This window comes from Croceicoccus sp. YJ47 (assembly GCF_016745095.1).
In the GTDB taxonomy this organism is placed as follows: domain Bacteria; phylum Pseudomonadota; class Alphaproteobacteria; order Sphingomonadales; family Sphingomonadaceae; genus Croceicoccus.
Genome location: NZ_CP067087.1, coordinates 123,158 through 140,844, shown reverse-complemented (window position 1 = coordinate 140,844; position 17,687 = coordinate 123,158). Strand labels below are relative to the sequence as shown.

The window sequence follows — 17,687 nt, the reverse complement described above, 5'->3', positions numbered from 1 at the left end:
GACGCCGCTCGAGCGGACAGACAAGGATGCCGTTCGACATGTCCACGACCTTTGGCCGACAAGGCGCTGCCTTCATTCTCTCCCCGGAAGAGATCGAGCGGTTTCACCGTGACGGGTACATTACCCTGCGCCAGGTGATGACCGACGACGAACTGTCCGGTATCGAGGAATTGTTCGATCGCTTCATCCGCGGCGAAGTCCCCGGCATGGGCAAGGACTTCTGCGACATGTCCGGCCCCTATGATCGTAAGTTCGAGGAATTCAGCCTCGTCAACGCGGTGCTGCCCAGGACCTATCGCCCCGAACTTTGCGGCAACCTCTACGAATTGCGTACGGCCTCGATCGCGCGGCAATTGCTGGGGGATACGGCGACGCTGGACTACGACCAATTTCTTGCCAAGCGCCCGGCAAAGCCGGATGCGGTCTTCACCATGCATCAGGATCTGGGGTACTGGCCCACCGGAACGCCCGAGCCCCTGACCGCGACGTGCAGTCTGGCGCTGGACGACGCCGATGCGGAAAACGGTTGTCTCGTGGTGATCCCCGGCTCGCAGAAACAGGGCCTGCGCCCGCACCGCCCCCTGATGGGTGAGGATCGCAGCAAATCGCATATCCTGAGCGCCGAGGTGATGCCTGACGATGACGTTGTGGAACTGCCGCTGAAGCGCGGGGACATCACCGTCCATGACGAACTCATCGTCCATGGATCGGGGGGCAACACTTCGCCCGATCGCTGGCGGCGCACCTATATCGTCGCCTACCGATCGGCCGCTTGCGTCGCGCACGAACGCGCGATCGGATTTACCCACTCGCACAACGATACGATCAACTGGGAAACACACCTTGGCGCGCTGAACGGCTGACCGTGCTTGCCCTGGCGCGCCGGTCGGGCAGGAAACTGGCGATACCGGGCGGCGCCACAATCGGCAATCGCTGCACCGCGTCACCGTACGCGACGTGCTTCGCGTTGGCTCCTTGTCGCGACCGGATCGATCCCATCAGAACACAATCAGACGGGGAGGTTTCAGATGACTTCAAGGCGCGAGGCAATCGGTCTCCTGGCGGGGGCGGGATGCACGGTGGCTACCGGCGGGCTTTTGTCGGCACCGGCGAAGGGCGCGCAAACCGACGGTGGTTGGACCGACCTGCTCAATGGCTCCGATCTTGCTGGCTGGACATTCTTTCAGGATGGCGTGGGCGCGAACGACCGCGATGGCGTGATCGCCTTTGACGATGGTGTGATGCACGTTCTGGGGCCCGCATATACCGGCCCGGCGGCGCCCGGTATGGGGTATATCGCGACTGCCACCGAATATGGCGACTATCACCTGAGCCTGGAATACAGATGGGGAACGCGGCGCTACGAACCGCGCACCCTGGCAAAGCGCGACAGCGGCATTCTCTACCATGTCCCGTCGGGCCGCGACTTCCTGTGGCCGGACTGTGTCGAATACCAGATCATGGAACGCAGCACGGGCGACGCGATCCCCGTCAACCACCGCGCCATCCCCGCGATCTCTGCCGGTGGCATCCCGTCCTGGCCGACGGATTTTCCGGGCAACACGCGCTATGCGCCACAGATCGATGCCGGCGGCAATTTGCGTCAATGGATCAAGGCCGATGGCAGCTTCGACACGCTGGATGGCTGGAATACCGTCGAGCTGATCTGTCGCGGCGACAGCGCCGCGCACATCGTCAATGGACGGTTGGTGACGGCGCTCTACGGCCTCCAGAGGCAAAAGGGGGGCGACTCCTCGACCTATGTCCCGATCACCCGCGGACGCATCCTGTTGCAGATCGAGGGCGCGGAAATATCCTTCCGGAACGTGAGGATACGGGCCGTGTGACGGCTCGGCTGCTGCATTCGCGAGGCCGGGCTCCACAAGACACCGGTATTGATCGCGACAAAGCAGAACGGCTGCGCGTTAAATCCTGGGCACCCGTAATCGCCCGCAATTTAATCGGTGCTTAATCTGCTTGACAGCTTGCAGCGATTCTATCTAATCATTGCTCAAATGAGGCCTGCGGATCCGGTTCCTGCCGCTATCAAGCATCGCTTGGCGCCGGACTGAATAGGCCCGAAACATGGAGGGATGAGTAGATGCTCAAAGGGATGCACACGCATTGCTGATGGAAGGGTCATGCTGCCAGCCGGAATGCCCGGCTCGCTGCATGCCCGGTCGCTCGACCACGCGTGATCGAGTGAACTTTAGCGCCAGCATTACGAGGCCTCCGGGCTTTCACTGACCAGAACAAGCCTCTGAACCGCGGCACCAGGAAGATACCGTCAATAGCCGGACTTCTGCCGCGAACGGGCGCTGGACCGCAGGTTTAACTACGGGTCGCCGGTGGCACGCACGACTACCGGGGGGCAATGAGGAGAAGAAAAAAATGAAATATTCTCAGTTCGGCGCGGCGCTGCTCGCTTTGGCCGCGATCCTGCCCGTCAGCGCGATGGCGCAGTCATCGGACGCAGGCGACGCGGCCGACGCTTCTGTAAATTCGAATTCCGACAGAACGATCATCGTGACCGCCACGCGTCGCAGCGAGAGCTTGCTCGAAGTGCCCGTCAGCGTGCAGGCCATCGGTGGCGAGCAGCTCGAGCAGAGCGGCATCAACAATCTGTCTTCGCTGACCCAGCTTGCGCCCAGCCTGCAGAGCGGCAACGACGATACGTTCTCCATTCGCGGCATCGGCACCACGACCTTTTCGCCGACGCTGGAACCCACCGTGTCGCAGGTCGTGGACGAAGTCGTCTATGGCACTGCCGCCTTCGCGGCCGCGCCGTTCTACGATGTCGAAAGGGTCGAGGTGCTGAACGGGCCGCAGGGTCTTTTGTTCGGCAAGAACGCTTCGGCCGGTCTGGTCAACATCATCACCACCCGCCCCGTGCCGGGCGAGGTTTCGGGCTATGTGAACGCGGAAGGCGTGACCCGCTATCGCCCGGGAAGCAATGGCCTTGGCGGGACCGTCGACGGAGCCATCAATCTGCCCGTCGGCGCCAACAGCGCCGTGCGCCTGGCCGGTGTCTATAACGAGCAGGACTCGGTGGTGCAGGTGATCGAGAAGCCTGCCGCGGGCACGCGCTTCGAGCCCGTGCTGAAGCAATACGGCGGCCGCGCCAAGTGGCTCAGCGAAATCGGCGATCTCACCGTCTATCTCCAGGGCGATTACCTGAATTCCACCGGCACGGCAGGCTTTACCGACCTCACCTATCGCTATCTGGCGGACGGTTCGACGGTGGAAGGTGCCGTGGCAGCCGATGGGGTGACACCGGGCTTCGACAATCTGGAAGCCGCCGCCGACGGGCCCAGCTTCCGCGATCTGGAGATGGGCGGTGTTTCCGCCAATCTCAGCTATGACTTCGCCAACGACTGGACGGTGACGAGCATCACGGCATGGCGGAAGCTCGATACCGAGTTCCAGTTCGACACCGATTTCACGACGCGAAACTTCCTGAACACCAATGCCAATACCACCGACTACGAGCAGTTCAGCCAGGAAGTGCGGGTCGCCTTGCCCGATAGCGGACCGTTCTCAGGGCAGGTCGGCGTCTATTACTATTCGTCCGATACCCACAACACGGTCCTGCGCGAAGGGCTCAACGGTCTGCCGCCTTTCGTCGCGGTCAACTTTCCCTTCTGCGTCGATGCCGTGGTCCAGCCGGGACCGCCGCCTGCGTGCAGCGTCAGCAACTCCGGGTTCCTGGGGCAGGACAGCGATATCAGACAGAGCGTTCGCTCCTCCGCGGTGTTCGGCCAATTTGATTATGAGCTTGTTCCCGACCTGACCCTGTCGGCTGGTGGTCGTTACACCCATGACGAGGTTTCGATCGAATTGACCGAGAACACCGGCAATTACTTCGTCACTCTGGGCGTACCGAACAACTTCACCGACGAGGACATCGAGGCCGACAATTTCAGCTGGAAGCTGAGCGCCGATTGGCAGGCTACGCCCGATGTCCTGGTCTATGGTTTCTACGGACGGGGCTACAAGGGGCCCGGATTTTCCAACAGTTCCCCGGCGCCCGGTGCATCGATCGCGGTCGAGCCCGAAATCTCCAAGGGCGGCGAAATCGGCATCAAGGGGACTGCGCTGGATCGCTTACTGACCTTCAGCCTCGCGGCGTTCTACACGAAGTTCCAAAACCTTCAGGTGCAGGCGTTCAACGTCCCGCTCCAGACCTTCATTCTCGATAATGCGGCCGAGGCGACGACCAAGGGCATCGATGCCACGGTAACGCTGCGGCCGGTCAGCGGCTTGACGGTCGGGGCCAACGCGGCGTTTCTGGACGCGTCGTACGACAGCTATCCCAGCGCCCAGTGCTATCCCCAGCAGACCGATCCCTCCTGCGCGACCGACGATTTCTTCGATGCCGCCGGCCTGCCGGTACTTCTCTCCGCAGACTTCACCTCGACGGTATTCGCGAACTACAATGTTCCGTTGACCAACGCGATCGACGGCGTTCTGGGTGGTTCGTGGTATCACCGTTCGTCCTACAGCACCGGCTTCGCGCCTGGTCAGGAGGTTCCGACCACCGATCGGTTCAATGCCAATGCCGGGGTCACGGGCGACAACTGGTCGCTGGGGATCTTCTGCCGCAATTGCTTCAACCAGATCCGGCCTTCGTCGGTGGACCAGGTGCCCGGTGACGCGGCATCGGGCATCCTGTCCTACAACCAGCGTTTCACCATCGATTCGGTGCGCACGGTCGGCCTTCGCGCCGGATTTGAATTCTGATGCTGGTGACGGCGTCGTCGGGACCTTTCAGGTCTCTGCGACGCCGAGTGTCCTGCCGCGGGATCGATGACCGGGGAACCCGGCGGTCAAGGGCAGCACGCTACGCATGGTGCAGGATTTGACTGCGGTTGTCGGCGATGTCGTCGCAAGCTGCGCGAGCCGCGTACTTCGAACGGCGCCGCTTCCCTCCGGAGGCCATCCAGTTCCGCGTTTGGCGCCTTAACGCTCTGCGGATCGCCAGCACGACATTGCTGGCACTTCGCCACCCGGCACGCAATCTTGAGGTACCCCACCGGTGTTTCCGCCGAACATCATCGCGCTGCGCCATGCCGAGATCGAAGTTGACCCGTGACCTGCTGGCAGCCAGCGGTTTCAGCGCCAGGATCGCGGTCAACCTCATGCCGAAGCGCTCCGCCATCGAACGCCATGAGCATGAGGAATTCCTCGGCCACGCGATATGATGGCTTATCCAGCCCGCCATTTGCCGGAGATCGCCACCGAAATGAGCCTTTGTGCCGCCGATCGCCGCAAAATGGCAAAGGGCGTCCTGCTCAAGCGCACGTAGCGCATAGGTGCGCCGGAAGTAGCTATCCGGCGACGGTGGGCGTCTGGATCAGCGGGGCCATGGGAGTGCGCCCGCCAGAATGCGAAGGCGGGTTGCCTGTGGTGCGCGTCATTGCGCTGTGCCTTCGCACTCGCGACCCATCGGCTGTTTACTTCACGGCAGCGTTGCCACCATCGGCGAACAGAGCCGATCCGGTGACGAAGCTGGCCATGGAACTGGCAAGGAAAAGTGCGGCGGACGCGAGTTCCTTGGGTTGAGCGATCCGCTTCATGGCGTGGAGCCCGGCTGCCCAATCCTTCTGGCTTTGATCGCCTGCCATGTCGGTATCCACACCGCCCGGCAGAAGAGCGTTGGCCCTGATGCCCTTGGCGGCATAGTCGGCGGCGATCCCCTTTACCAACCCCATCAGTCCGGCCTTCGATGCACCGTACGCGGCCATGCCGGGAATACCGACGCTGGTTCCTACGAAGCTGGACGTGAACACGATGGAGCCGCCGCCCCGCTCGAGCATCGCAGGGATCTGGCTGCGCGCACCCAGATAGGCGGCCGTCAAGTTAACGGTCAGCGTGTGTTGCCAGTCTTCGGGCGCGATTTCGGCCAGCGGCTTTGCCACACCCACCGTGCCGGCATTGTTAATGGCGATGTCGAGGCCGCCAAATTCGCGTACCGCCTCTGCGACGATCCGCGCATGGGTTTCGGGAAGGGCGATGTCTCCGGCAGACGCATGGGCGCGTCCTCCCTTGCTGCGGATCTCGTTCGCGACCTCATCAAGATAAGCCTGGCGTCGCGCTGTCAGGACGACTGCCGCGCCGTGCTCGGCGAACATCAGCGCAATGGCTCGCCCAATGCCGGAGGATGCGCCCGTGACGACGGCAACCTTGCCCTCAAGTAAAGTCATGCTTGAACACCTTTTCTGCTTTCGTGCATGGCAGCAACCTATGTGAGCGCGGTCCGCCCGCCACTCCGCTTCTTGCTGTCAAAGCAATCCTCGTCGGGGCCACAGGCCGGACGGCTGGCGGCAGGACGCGTCGCATCGAAGTTTGACAGCAAGATGCGGAGTTTCAGACGCTGCGCCGGTTGCTAGGCAATTTGCGGAACCCGCAGAAATCGGGTTGCGAGCAGAACTGCGTGATGGGCACTGGCAGACAGGGTAAGGACTATTCATGGGGAACGGACATGCGGCCCGATAAACAAAGCGACATCAGACGCTCTGACCCCGCTGATGAAAACCGTTATTGGGAGGCGGTCGTTCGCCGCGATACGGCGTTTGAGGGGAAGTTCGTCTATGCCGTGACATCGACCGGCATCTTTTGTCGGCCGGGCTGCCCGTCGCGCCTTCCGAAAAGAGAGAATGTCACCTTCTTTTCAGATTGCCGGTCTGCCGAGGGAGCAGGGTTCCGCGCGTGCAGACGGTGCAATCCCGATGGCATTTCCATTTCCGAAGAAAGCGCGGCAGCCATCAGCGCGGCGTGCCGTTTGATCGAGACTGCAGAGCAACTTCCAACCCTTGACGCATTGGCTGCCGCTGCCGGGATCAGCCCCTTCCACTTTCATCGCCAGTTCAAGGCCATCACGGGTCTTACACCGAAAGAATATGGGGCAGCGCATCGAGCGAAGTCTGTTCGCCATGCGCTGGCGGAGGCGCAGAGCACGGTCACACAGGCGATCTATGACGCCGGATATAACTCGGGCAGCCGCTTCTACGAAAAGTCTTCCGAAATGCTCGGCATGACGCCCACCGCCTTTAGGGACGGGGGTGCCGGCACGGAAATAAAGTTCGCCGTCGCAGAGTGCTCGCTTGGCTCCATTCTCGTCGCGTGCAGCGCGAAAGGCGTCTGCGCGATCCTGCTGGGCGATGACCCCGACAGGCTGGCGCGTGATCTTCAGGATCGCTTCGCGAAGGCGGCTCTTATCGGCGGCGATAAAGAATTTGAACGACTGGTCGCCCAGGTTGTGGGGTTCGTCGAAGCGCCCGGCATCGGCCTCGACTTGCCACTCGACATTCGCGGAACCGCCTTCCAGCAAAGGGTCTGGCAGGCGTTGAGAGACATTCCCGCCGGTCAGACTGCCAGCTATGCCGAAATCGCGGCGCGGATCGGAAACCCCAGGGCGGTGCGTGCTGTCGCCCAGGCCTGCGGTGCCAACGCGATTGCCGTCGCGGTTCCCTGTCATCGCGTGGTCAGGACGGACGGCTCGCTGTCGGGCTATCGCTGGGGCGTGGAGCGCAAGCTTGCCTTGCTCGAGAAAGAGGCGCGCCCATGAACGCCGCCTTCAACCAGCCGGGTGGCAATTCCGCGTCCGTTATGATCGACAATCGCATCCGGTCTTTCCCTTGGCACGATATCTGCGCAGACCTTGACGCATAGGGTGCTGTCATCGCCCGGCACGGATTGGCAAAGGCGCGTATCGCGACTTGCGCTATCCCTTGCCCGACCTGATTTCCGCTCTGCGCTTGGATCTTTATCCCCGCCCAGCGACGGTCGCGAACTCTTGGAATGAACGCACTCTCAGAAAGATGGTACCACTGGAAAATTGCGGAGCGCAGGGTAGGGGAGGTGGATACTCCGAGCCGAGAAATCAGCCAAACGCGTTTCGGTATTTTCACTCGTCACCGGAGGTAATCCGGCTTGTGGTGATGATGTATGTCCGATTTCCGCTCTCTCTGCGGAACGTGGAAGGTCTGCTGTCGCTCCCGTCGGGAGCATTTGTAGCGGCCACGCGCAGGGATATGCAGCTTGCTCACGCACTGGCGTCGTTCACCGCCGGACGTTTGCGGGCGAGACGCAGTCCGTCGCGCATGTTGAGGCTGAGCAGGGCGATGTTCACGGCGCCCGCGATCAGCTCAATCGTTTGCACGATGTAAAACGAGGCATCGAAAGACGCCGCCTGAGCCTTGAACGACAGATATAGAGCGGACGGTATCAGAACCAGAATACCATTGCCTGCAATGATGGGCATGCGCCTGCGCTTCACACCGACCAACGGGTTTCGCAATCCCTTGCCCAATTGAAGACCGGAGCCGCCTGCCGCCATCAGCGATGGGATCAGGATCAGGAAGCCCCACGGGATGATGGTCTTGACCGTGACGAGCATCGCTTCACTGCCCATCAGCTCTGCCGACACCGTGGATAACCAGAAGCAAACAATCGTGAGCAGGGCGATCGCGCCTGCGATGGGGTGGATCATTTTCGCCATGGAAACCTTCCGCGTGTTTCAAAACATAGTCAGCTATGTATTCTTGTATAGCTTGCTATGCAAGTGCTATCGACACGATATGAAATTTCACAAAGACCTGTCGGCCGGATACCTCGTGAATCACACGGCGCGGCTGTTCGAGAGAGGGTTGGCTGCGCGCATCCGGCCGCTCGGGCTTACCCCCGGCACATTCCCGGCTCTGCTGGAACTGTGGGAGGGAGACGGGTTGACGCAAAAGGAGCTGGTCGAACGTCTGGACATTGAACAGGCCACCATGGCCAACACGCTGGCGCGCATGGAACGCGACGGGCTTGTCCGGCGCCAAAGGACGAGGCCGACTACCGGGTGCAGCGGATCTGGTTGACCGATCATGCAAGAGGGCTGCGCGATGCGGCAATCGAGGCGGCGAGGTCCGTGAATGCCGAAACAATGGCCGGCTTGTCGCCGCAGGAGCAGGGGCAGCTGGTCGCACTGATGCAAAAGATCGTTTATCGCGACAAGACGTTTTCGATGCGAACCTCATCTGAATGACCGGCAGCGCTTGGGGGCGTTGGCTTCCGTGCTGCTTTTATCTGAAATGCTTGGATAGCTGCGCCTCCGGTTTTGCAAAATTGCGCGCCGTCATCGAATGGCTTGAGCAGATGCTGGCGCGTAAACCAGTGCATGCTGGAGGGTATGGCACGACAATCGGCGAGACGGGGCCGGTCGAACCAAGGCTTTCTACCGTGGCAACAGCGCGCCGTGGGCGATGCGGTTCGCGTCCGCGAGCTCCCATACGGGCCAGGGGCCATGCGCCGCATCGACAGGCCGGACAGATGGCCGCATCCGGCTCCTGCCAAGACCTGAATTTACCACTTGTTCCTTCAGGAGCCTCCACAGATGGAAGGGGGGCAGGCGGATGAAGCTCCCTCAAGCGGGATGTATATGAGGGCACGCTGTTGATCGAATGGCACCTCTTCCGGGTCATCCAGATAATGAATGAGAAGCGGGAGCGCTGCGATAGGAAGATCGGCAAGAACAGCCTCACGATAGAGGCCATCGACCGCCACGTGGATCAGATCGTAATCGCCAATGTGCTGCATTCGCAGCGTGAGGCTACCGGGGATGTCCATTTCGCCAATGCCGCACTCGGCCGGGACGCGGTCGGTCGTCGTTACCCCACAATCGAAGCGGCAGTCCTTGCTGTCCACTTCTTGCGGGTCATCGTAGGGAATGCCGTAAAGCCCAGTGACGTCATAGGGGCCATGTGCTCCAGCAACCGCTCAAACAGCAAGTTGAAGCCGTGATTGAGTTCCTGGTAATCGCCGACGTTCCGAATGATCGAGAGGCGAAGCGGCGAGAGGGAAATGATGGATATCTCAAGCGCAGGCGCGTCGACATCCTTCTCGATCGCAGGTCTTGAGAGGGATGCCGCCACTTTGGCGCGATGGTGGGGATCGTTTTGCAATTGAGAAGGGGCTACGCTCGTGGATTCCCTGAGCGCACGGGCGTAGGCTTGACTGGTCGCATATCCGCTCTGTCCGGTTGCGGCCGAGATGCCCTGATCGAGCAGCGGTAAGCTTCCGCCCAGCCGCACACGCTTGATCGCGGCGCCCACCGTCTCCCCGGTCATGATCCGGAAAATGCGATGGAAGTGATAGGGCGATAGTGCGGCCGCCGCGGCAAGCTGGTCCAGCGAGGGCACCTTTCCGATGGCAAGTTCTTGCTGAAGCAAGGCGATCGCGCGTTCGATCCGATCGGCGTATCGCGTGCGTTGACTTGGCTGCATGTTGATCTCCTTGCCCCAGCAATTACGCTTTCAGAGCCAGCGCGTCGTTCCCGATCTTGCGCAAAATGAAGGTTACCGATTTCGACGCAGGCTGACACTGTCAGAAGGGTGGTACGTCTGGTCAATCGCGCAAGGCGGGTTCGGTGAGTTGAATACCCCGAGCCAAGAAACCCTCTGACGTCCGTCGATCAGGAGGGTGAACCCCTCGAAAGCTGCATTACGAAAACGAGGGAAAAAGGTGCAGCCCAGTGTTTCACGATGAAGGCGTTGAAGCGTCACGGTTCGCCTGATGTGATTACGACAGATGGGCGTCGCTCCTCCAAAGCTGCCATGTCCAGATCTGGACATTCGTGGAAGCAGGAGATGGGCTGCTGCGCCAGCAATCGGGCTGAAAACTCCCGTCTTCCACTCCGCCGACGAGAGCGAGCGATGCGGAGCGGCCTCGGTTCATGCGAGCTTCCGCAATCACTTCCGAACGCCCGCTCGCCGACCGTCAAACTTACAAGACACGCCGCTCAGCCGCACTGGTGCAGTGGCAGAACCTCACGACCAGAAGAATGGCAGGGGAAGGTCACATTCTGCAAAACGGAAAGCGGTTTGCATCCGACTGACAACTCCGCGTACGTCTTTGCGGGCGACGGCGCGAAGGTCGTCCTGTCCGACATGGATGGGAAGGCTGATATTCAGACAGCCGCGGACTTCTGCACTGCGGACGGCGAAAGGCCATTCATTGTCAGTGCTTGCGAATATTGCCGAGCCGCCTAGCAGGTTTGTAACAGGCGGGGTCGTTGTATCTGGTTGGTTTGACCTGCGGGCTTTGCAGTGCGGCGAAAGCGCCGAATGTGTGCTCACCGCGAAAGCCCGCAAGGGTATTCGACAGCGAATGCAGGGGCGGATTTGTAAGCGGTTATCCCTGCTTTGCTTCCCATTGACGCCTCCAACCCTTTTCTTCAGGCGTGCAGGCTTACGGGAAGCGTTCGGGCATCCCGTTTCCCCGCAAGCTACCTCATTTGCAGCGATTTGGCTGGCAAGCATTCGGAATCGTCATCCAATTGCCCGATTGACTATTGCACGTCATGCGCGAAACCTTGGCGGGAAGGGGACGCGCGAGGGGCATGAAACATTCCGCCGACTATCCGCTGGCCACGAGGCCGATCATGGGGTTCGCCGACGCATATCCGGCCGGTATGCGCGATCCGCCGCACAGCCATCCGCGTTCGCAGCTGACCTATTGCAGTGCGGGCGTGATGATGATCGGCGCGGCCGAGGCGGTCTTCATGCTTCCGCCCCGCCGCTCCATCTGGATTCCGGCGCATCTCGTGCACGAGGTGCAGTGCCGTGGGCCCGTATCGGCCTATACGCTGTATATCGATCCGGCGCTGGATCCCAATCCGCAGACAGCACGCGTGATCGAGGTGAGCGACCTTGTGCGCGCGCTGGTGTTCGAGGTCGGTCATTTCCACCCTGCCTATGACATGGAAGGGCGCGAAGGCACGATTGCCAGCCTGCTCCTGTCCGAAATCAGGCGCATGGCGGTGACCCCCAGCGATCTTCCCATGCCCCGCGATCCGCGCCTGCTGCGCGTGTGTCATGCGTTGATGGACGACCCTGCGGATCAGCGCGACCTTGACGAATGGGCGTCGCTTGCCGCGATGGGGCGGCGCACCTTCACCCGCGCATTCCGGCGCGAAACGGGTGCTGGCCTCGCGACATGGCGCCAGCAGGTACGCCTGATGGCCGCGATTCCGTTGATCGAGGCAGGCAAGCCCGTCGCAATCGTCGCCTATGAGGTGGGGTACGAAAGCCCCAGCGCGTTTACGGCCACGTTCCACCGCGTATTCGGCATGCCGCCCAGCGCCTTCATCAATCAGCCGCACGACCGGCAGGCGTGAACCAGAACGCCGGGGCAGGCGCCTTGTCCGGCCAGACCTGCGCCAACGTGCCGCCCTCGTAAAGTAGGCCGCCCTTCATCACCTGTTCGATGGTCAGCGTATTGGCGATGTCGATGCGCGGATCGGCTGAAAGGATGACGAGATCGGCCAGCTTGCCCGTTTCGATCGAGCCGAGGTCCGCCGCGCGGCCAATCGCCTTGGCGCCATTGATGGTCGCCGCCGTCAGGATTTCCGCCGGAGTCCAGCCGCCCATCTGGTGCGCCTGCATTTCCCAATGGGTGCCAAGCCCGGGCACTTCGCCATGCGCGCCGATGGCAACGAGGCCGCCAGAGCGAAAAACCCGTGCCGCGCTCGCAGCGGTGCGGGGGAAGACATAACCCGCCGGATCGGTCCATTCGCGCTGCCAGAATTTCTGGTCTCGGAACCATGGCGGGGCGAGGCGGGCATATTTCGGATCGTCATGCGGCGCGTCCCGGGCGATGAAGAAATCCTGCGCCGGATAGCCGCCATGGGTAATCTGCAACGTCAGGTCATAGCTGGTGCCGCTGCGCGCCAGGAACTGTGTCACATCGTCATAGAGCACCGGCGGCGGGATCGCATGCTCGTTCCCCGAATAACCGTCGAGGATGTGGGTAAGGTCGAGCTTCATCGACAGCGCGCCTTCCGCCGTCGGCTGAAGCCCCAGATCTACCGCTTCCTGCGCGATCCATTGGCGGACTATGCGATTGCCGCTGCGGTACATCTTGATGTTCGAAAGCCGGTAGTGATCGCGGTAGCGGCGCAGGACATCACGCACGTCCCCGCGCGAACGGAAATCGTTGAACGAAAAGATCGCCGTCCCGGTCGAGAATATGCGCGAGCCGAGCGCCAGCCCGGCATCGAGCGCGTCCTGATAGGCCAGCATGTCGACCGTAAGCGTCGAGGGGTCGAACGCGGTCGTCACGCCATAGGCGAGATTGGCCGCAGGGCCCCACGGTTCGAAATCGAGGACATCGCGGCGAATGTCGGCGACATGATCGTGCACATCGATGAACCCCGGCACGACGAAACGGCCCGCCATGTCGCGGCGCGCGGTGCCTTCCGGAACGCGGATTGTCCTAGCCGGGCCGATCCCTGCGATCCGGTCGTTCTCGATCAATATGTCCGCGTTTTCGATCGTACCTTGCGGGCCTTGCGTGATGGCCGTCGCACCGGTCAGCAACAGGCGCCCGCGCGGAACGTCGCGCGGCAAGACGACCTCGGCCGTGACCGAGGCGATGCCGGGGCTGTTTGGCGACATGCTGAAGACCGTGGAACCGACCGACCAATATGCCGTCGTTCCCGCCGCGCCCCAGCCAAAGAAATCGGCGCCGACGTCACTCAACCGGCGATGGCTGCCGGCATCGGACAAGGACACCACGCGGTCCCCGGCAGAGGGCACCTCCACCAGATGCAATTGCTGCGCGATCTGGGCGAGCGCGAGGCGGCCGTCGGGGCTGATGCGGATGTCGTCGGCCTCGGCCGCTCCTTGTGCGAAATACCAGTTGGGGCCCGTCACCCCGATGATCTTGTCACCCGTGTCGATGCGATAGACCCCATCGGGCCGGTTGAGCAGCAAGGTCCCATCGGCGAGGAAATGCGGCGTTCCGCCGATGTCGCCCTCGGCCAGAACCTCGGTCCCCGCGCCGCCCGGCCCCAGACGTACAAGCCGGGCCTGCCGGAACTGGCCGAACTCGACATAGCGGGCGAGGCGGTCGGCGGTGGGCGACTGGATCGTCACGATGCTGCGGTCCGGTGCTTCGACGGGATGGGTATAGAACGCGTCCTCCTGCGTGAGGCGCTCGGCCTTGCCATTGTCCAGATCGGACCGCCAGACATGGCCGCCCTCGGCCGCGGTCCACGTCACGAACAGCAGGCCCTTTCCGTCCCGGGTCCACGATGGATGGAATTGCGGGGGCAGTCCCGGTGCGACAGGTTCGGCATCCCCGCCCGATGCCGGCATGGTATAGAGCGTGCCCAGGGCGGAGAAGGCGAGCGTCGATCCGTCGGGCGACAAGGCCGGGTGCTGAATGATGCGGGCGCGCACCGGCCCGGTTTCCACGCGCACCGGCGCGCGCGTCAGCGGGGCCAGTCCGGCCTTCACCTCGGCGCGAAAGGGGATCGTCTCCAGCGATCCGGTCGCAAGGGTCATCCGCCGCAGCTTGCCGCCCTTGCTGAAGATGATTGCGGCGTCGTCGGGCGTGAAAGCCACGCGGGGCGCAATATCGCTCCAGAAGGACGCCTGCAGCGCATCGGGGTCCAGCTCCACGAGATCGCGTTCGCGCCCGGTCGTGAGGTCATGGAGCCGCAGCCATGTCTCCCCGGTGCGTCGCTGCACATAGGCCAGCGTTTTGCCATCATGCGAAAGGGCGGGGCGAAAGGCGCTGGATTGCACCTTGCCCAGCCGGATGTCGCCCACCGCCTTGACCAGCAGCTCCTCGCGTCCGCTGACAGAATCGCGGCGGACGATGCGCCACTCGACAGGCGAGGCCAGGTCCAGATCGCCTTCGCGCCGCGCATAGATCAGCGCCCCGCCATCCGCCGTCGGTACGGCGCCCAGCGCATGCCGCGTCGTGCCGTCCCCCTCGGTCGGTATGACGACACGGCCCATGCCATCCCCGTTCAGCGCAATCCCCCATAATTCATAGGCGTTCCGGTCCGGCCAGAAGCGCGAAACATGGATGGCGCGGCCATCTGCGCTCCACGAAGGGGAGGTGAACACAGGGTCGCCCCCGTGGAACGAGACTTGCCGTGCCTCGCTGCCGTCGGTCCGCATGATCCATATGTTTTCGGGGCCGGAGCGATCCGAAAGGAACGCGATCCATCGTCCGTCGGGAGAGAACTCCGGCTGCGTGTCCATGGCCATGCCGCGCGTGATGGCGCGTGCCTGGCCGCCGGTGCTGGGCAGGGTGTATATATCGCCCAGCATGGCGAAGACGATCGTGCGCCCGTCAGGCGACAGCGCGGGCTGGAGCGCGGTGCCTTCCTCTACGGTGAAGGCGATTTCCCGCTCCGGCGCGAGCGGGAGTGTCGCACCGGCTTCGGCGCGCGGGATGGGCGGCAGGCCGGATGGCGTAGGGGGGAGGACACCCGCCGTCCCATCGGCCTCTGTGCGTCCCATCGCATCGGCATCGGGCGTCGCCGTCCACAGCAGGAGGACGCTGGCGATTGCGCCTGCCAGCCGTCCTGCATCCATCATTCCACCTCCATCGCAGCCGGAACCTGTCGTTCAGAACCTGTACGTTGCCGTCGCGATCACCTGCCGCCCCGCGCCGAAGTTGCAATTGTTCGCATCGGCACAGCGCGCCACATAGCGCTCGTCGAAAATGTTCGATCCGTTGATCGCAAGGCGCCAGTTCGGCAAGTCATAGTGCAGCATCGCATCGAACAGTGTGGCTTCGCCCGTTTCGAAAACGATCGGGTTGAACGGCCCCGGCAGGCTGCCGGCCCCGTCGCTGTTATAGCGCACGCCCGCGCCAAAGCCAAAGCCTGCAAGCGAGCCACGCTGAAACGTGTAGTCGGCCAGCAGCGATGCCTTGTGCCTGGGCGTGACCGGAAGCGCCGCGCCCACTTCCTGCGGCGTCTCGCTCGCCACGACCTCGGTATCGGTATAGGAATAGGATCCGTTGATCGCGAGCTGGTTGCGGATGCGGGCCACGAACTCAAGCTCGCCGCCTTGGACCTTCACCTCGCCCGACTGCGTCGAACCGACGGGCGCCGACACGGGGGAATAGACCGCGCTGGTGACGTTCTCCTGCCGGATGTCGAACAGAGCCGCCGTCAGCAGCAGGTCGATCCCTTCGCCCAGGCCGCGCGCATCATATTTTACGCCGCCTTCCCATTGTTCGCCCGTGGTCGGCTTGAGCGGATCGCCCGCGATGTCGACGCCCAGCACTGGCTCGAACGATGTGCCATAACTGACATACGGGACGACGCCCGCATCGGTCACATAGGACACGCCCGCGCGCCAGGTAAACTCGTCCTGCTTGCCATCGGTGCCAAAGCTGGTGCGATCGACCCAGTCGTTGCGGCCCGACAGCAAGACGCGCAGCCCGCCGATGGCGATCTGGTCCTGCGCGTAAAGACCGGTCTGTTTCAACGTCTGGTCGGTGAACACCGTGTCGAGTGGCGGCGTCACGAAGCCTGCCGGCAGACCGTATTGCGGGTCGTAGATATTGATCGGATCGGGCACACTCGCCCCGCTGGGGCAGAAGAACGGGCTGCAGAAACCGAAGGGCGCATCATTGTCGACATCACGGTAATCGACGCCGACAAGGAAATTGTGCTCGATCCCGCCGGTGTCGAACTTGCCATGAAAACGCCCGTCGATGGTGAGCGACGTCACGTCCTCCTGATAGGGATAGCTGTTGCGATAGACCGTATCCATGGCCGCGTCGGTGAAACCGGCGGCATAGATCACGCGCTGTTCCTCCGCATAGTCGGCATAGCGGCCATTCACCGTCAGGCCCATGTCGGGACCCAAATCCTGCTCGAATTCGAAACCGGCGCCCCATTGCTTGCGCTCGTACCGGTTGTAGTCCGGCTCGCCCAGATTGACGCTGCGCGGAAGCTTGCTGTTCGGATTGTCGAGCAGCGTGCCCGCCGCCGGCAAGAAGCCGTTCGTGTCGCCGTTCACCTCGTCATACTGGTAATAGGCAAGGCCGGTCAGCCGCGTATCGGGTCCGATATGCCAGGTCGCCGCGGGCGCGGCATAGATGCGCTGCGCATCGACGAAATCGCGCTCCGCCCCGCGGTCGCGGATCATCACCGTGGCCCGCAGGTCGAGCGCGTCCGACGCCGGGCCGGTGACGGTCATGCCCAGCTGCTTGTAATCGTCGGTGCCGTACATGGCGGAAATCTCGCCATCGAAGACGCTTTTGGGCCGGCGGCTGGTCTGATTATAGATGCCGCCCGGAGGTGCTGAGCCGTAGAGCACCGACGCAGGGCCCTTCAGGATCTCGAGGCTTTCGAACGCATAGAGGTCGATGCCGTTGGAATAGATCGTACTCGTCACCGGCGTGGCGAGGCCGTCGACGAACTGCTTGGGCGGAAAGCCGCGGATCTGGATGAAGTCGAACCGCAAATCGGGGCCGTAATTCTCGCCCGTGGCGCCCGCGACATAGCGGACGGCCTGCTGCGCATCGATGAAGTTCAGAAGGTCGATCTGGTCGCGGCTGACGACGCTGATCGACTGCGGGGTTTCGACGAGCGGAATATCGCTCTTCGTCGCGGTCAGCCTGCCTTGGGGAACATAGCGTTCGGAGGTCACGATGATGACGCGCTCGCCATTTTCGCTTGTCTCGATGGTTTCCACGCCGCGATCCTGCGCGGAGGACGAATGGGCCGGACACAGCATGGCAAGGGCCAGCGCCGTTCCGGAGAAGAGACGTGAAGCATGCGACATCGAAGTGATCCCCTTTGGCAAAAATTGCGCGCCCGATGACCCCCACGGACGAAAATAATATTGCAGGGGCAGCATACGCATCGTTTCGATCAGGCCGGTTTCGTG

At 62.5% G+C, this 17,687-nt stretch carries 14 protein-coding genes; 8 read left to right on the top strand and 6 right to left on the bottom strand.

The features are described from left to right. Window positions 1-38 precede the first annotated feature (38 nt). The 3 genes from JD971_RS00570 (at window position 39) to JD971_RS00560 (ending at window position 4,740) form a co-directional block, all read left to right on the top strand. On the top strand, window positions 39-863 hold the full coding sequence (locus JD971_RS00570; RefSeq protein WP_202085200.1) for a phytanoyl-CoA dioxygenase family protein: 825 nt from the start codon (window positions 39-41) through the stop codon (window positions 861-863). Window positions 864-1,028: 165 nt separating this feature from the next. Continuing rightward, window positions 1,029-1,847 (top strand): DUF1080 domain-containing protein, encoded by an 819-nt coding sequence (locus tag JD971_RS00565; protein WP_202085199.1) that lies wholly within the window; start codon window positions 1,029-1,031, stop codon window positions 1,845-1,847. 580 nt (window positions 1,848-2,427) lie between these two features. Then, complete coding sequence (locus tag JD971_RS00560) at window positions 2,428-4,740, top strand: TonB-dependent receptor (RefSeq protein WP_236672185.1); 2,313 nt, start codon at window positions 2,428-2,430, stop codon at window positions 4,738-4,740. 713 nt (window positions 4,741-5,453) lie between these two features. Here JD971_RS00560 and JD971_RS00555 read toward each other — a convergent pair. Further along, window positions 5,454-6,203 carry an SDR family oxidoreductase gene (locus tag JD971_RS00555; RefSeq protein ID WP_202085196.1) on the bottom strand — a complete coding sequence of 250 codons (750 nt, stop codon included), beginning with the start codon at window positions 6,201-6,203 and terminating at the stop codon, window positions 5,454-5,456. A gap of 278 nt (window positions 6,204-6,481) precedes the next feature. Here JD971_RS00555 and ada point away from each other — a divergent pair, with 278 nt between their 5' ends. Beyond that, entirely contained in the window at window positions 6,482-7,567 is a 1,086-nt protein-coding gene (gene ada, locus JD971_RS00550) for a bifunctional DNA-binding transcriptional regulator/O6-methylguanine-DNA methyltransferase Ada (protein ID WP_202085194.1), read from the top strand. A 477-nt stretch (window positions 7,568-8,044) separates the two neighbouring features. On the opposite strand, the gene JD971_RS00545 is transcribed toward ada, so the two are convergent. Next, a complete protein-coding gene (locus JD971_RS00545; protein ID WP_202085192.1) occupies window positions 8,045-8,500 on the bottom strand; it encodes a hypothetical protein in 456 nt (151 codons plus the stop codon). 79 nt (window positions 8,501-8,579) lie between these two features. On the opposite strand from JD971_RS00545, the gene JD971_RS16375 reads away from it, so the two are divergent. Both JD971_RS16375 and JD971_RS16370 read left to right on the top strand, forming a co-directional pair. After that, window positions 8,580-8,864 carry a MarR family winged helix-turn-helix transcriptional regulator gene (locus JD971_RS16375; protein ID WP_236672184.1) on the top strand — a complete coding sequence of 95 codons (285 nt, stop codon included), beginning with the start codon at window positions 8,580-8,582 and terminating at the stop codon, window positions 8,862-8,864. After that, window positions 8,861-9,031, top strand: a complete 171-nt coding sequence (locus JD971_RS16370; RefSeq protein ID WP_236672183.1) for a hypothetical protein — start codon at window positions 8,861-8,863, stop codon at window positions 9,029-9,031. Before JD971_RS16375 ends, JD971_RS16370 begins: the two co-directional genes overlap by 4 nt. 332 nt (window positions 9,032-9,363) lie before the next feature. Here JD971_RS16370 and JD971_RS00535 read toward each other — a convergent pair whose 3' ends face one another. Both JD971_RS00535 and JD971_RS00530 read right to left on the bottom strand, forming a co-directional pair. Continuing rightward, window positions 9,364-9,690, bottom strand: a complete 327-nt coding sequence (locus JD971_RS00535; protein ID WP_236672182.1) for a GyrI-like domain-containing protein — start codon at window positions 9,688-9,690, stop codon at window positions 9,364-9,366. After that, entirely contained in the window at window positions 9,654-10,268 is a 615-nt protein-coding gene (locus JD971_RS00530) for an AraC family transcriptional regulator (protein WP_202085190.1), read from the bottom strand. Before JD971_RS00530 ends, JD971_RS00535 begins: the two co-directional genes overlap by 37 nt. A 174-nt stretch (window positions 10,269-10,442) precedes the next feature. Here JD971_RS00530 and JD971_RS16955 point away from each other — a divergent pair, with 174 nt between their 5' ends. Both JD971_RS16955 and JD971_RS00520 read left to right on the top strand, forming a co-directional pair. After that, window positions 10,443-11,033 carry a DDE-type integrase/transposase/recombinase gene (locus JD971_RS16955; protein ID WP_202087187.1) on the top strand — a complete coding sequence of 197 codons (591 nt, stop codon included), beginning with the start codon at window positions 10,443-10,445 and terminating at the stop codon, window positions 11,031-11,033. A 350-nt stretch (window positions 11,034-11,383) separates the two neighbouring features. After that, window positions 11,384-12,160, top strand: coding sequence for a helix-turn-helix domain-containing protein (locus JD971_RS00520; protein ID WP_202085188.1), 777 nt, complete (start codon window positions 11,384-11,386; stop codon window positions 12,158-12,160). Here JD971_RS00520 and JD971_RS00515 read toward each other — a convergent pair. Both JD971_RS00515 and JD971_RS00510 read right to left on the bottom strand, forming a co-directional pair. Next, window positions 12,132-15,377 carry an amidohydrolase family protein gene (locus tag JD971_RS00515; protein WP_202085186.1) on the bottom strand — a complete coding sequence of 1,082 codons (3,246 nt, stop codon included), beginning with the start codon at window positions 15,375-15,377 and terminating at the stop codon, window positions 12,132-12,134. The two genes, JD971_RS00520 and JD971_RS00515, sit on opposite strands and share 29 nt — an antisense overlap. A 30-nt stretch (window positions 15,378-15,407) precedes the next feature. Beyond that, entirely contained in the window at window positions 15,408-17,582 is a 2,175-nt protein-coding gene (locus tag JD971_RS00510; RefSeq protein WP_202085184.1) for a TonB-dependent siderophore receptor, read from the bottom strand. Window positions 17,583-17,687 lie beyond the last annotated feature (105 nt).

Bases quoted from the DNA above. Each gene is read 5' to 3' on its own strand.
- JD971_RS00565 (WP_202085199.1), top strand. From the start codon at position 1,029: ATGACTTCAAGGCGCGAGGCAATCGGTCTCCTGGCGGGGGCGGGATGC.
- JD971_RS00510 (WP_202085184.1), bottom strand. From the start codon at position 17,582: ATGTCGCATGCTTCACGTCTCTTCTCCGGAACGGCGCTGGCCCTTGCC.
- JD971_RS00530 (WP_202085190.1), bottom strand. From the start codon at position 10,268: ATGCAGCCAAGTCAACGCACGCGATACGCCGATCGGATCGAACGCGCG.
- ada (WP_202085194.1), top strand. From the start codon at position 6,482: ATGCGGCCCGATAAACAAAGCGACATCAGACGCTCTGACCCCGCTGAT.
- JD971_RS16375 (WP_236672184.1), top strand. From the start codon at position 8,580: ATGAAATTTCACAAAGACCTGTCGGCCGGATACCTCGTGAATCACACG.
- JD971_RS00555 (WP_202085196.1), bottom strand. From the start codon at position 6,203: ATGACTTTACTTGAGGGCAAGGTTGCCGTCGTCACGGGCGCATCCTCC.
- JD971_RS00520 (WP_202085188.1), top strand. From the start codon at position 11,384: ATGAAACATTCCGCCGACTATCCGCTGGCCACGAGGCCGATCATGGGG.
- JD971_RS00545 (WP_202085192.1), bottom strand. From the start codon at position 8,500: ATGGCGAAAATGATCCACCCCATCGCAGGCGCGATCGCCCTGCTCACG.
- JD971_RS00515 (WP_202085186.1), bottom strand. From the start codon at position 15,377: ATGATGGATGCAGGACGGCTGGCAGGCGCAATCGCCAGCGTCCTCCTG.
- JD971_RS00570 (WP_202085200.1), top strand. From the start codon at position 39: ATGTCCACGACCTTTGGCCGACAAGGCGCTGCCTTCATTCTCTCCCCG.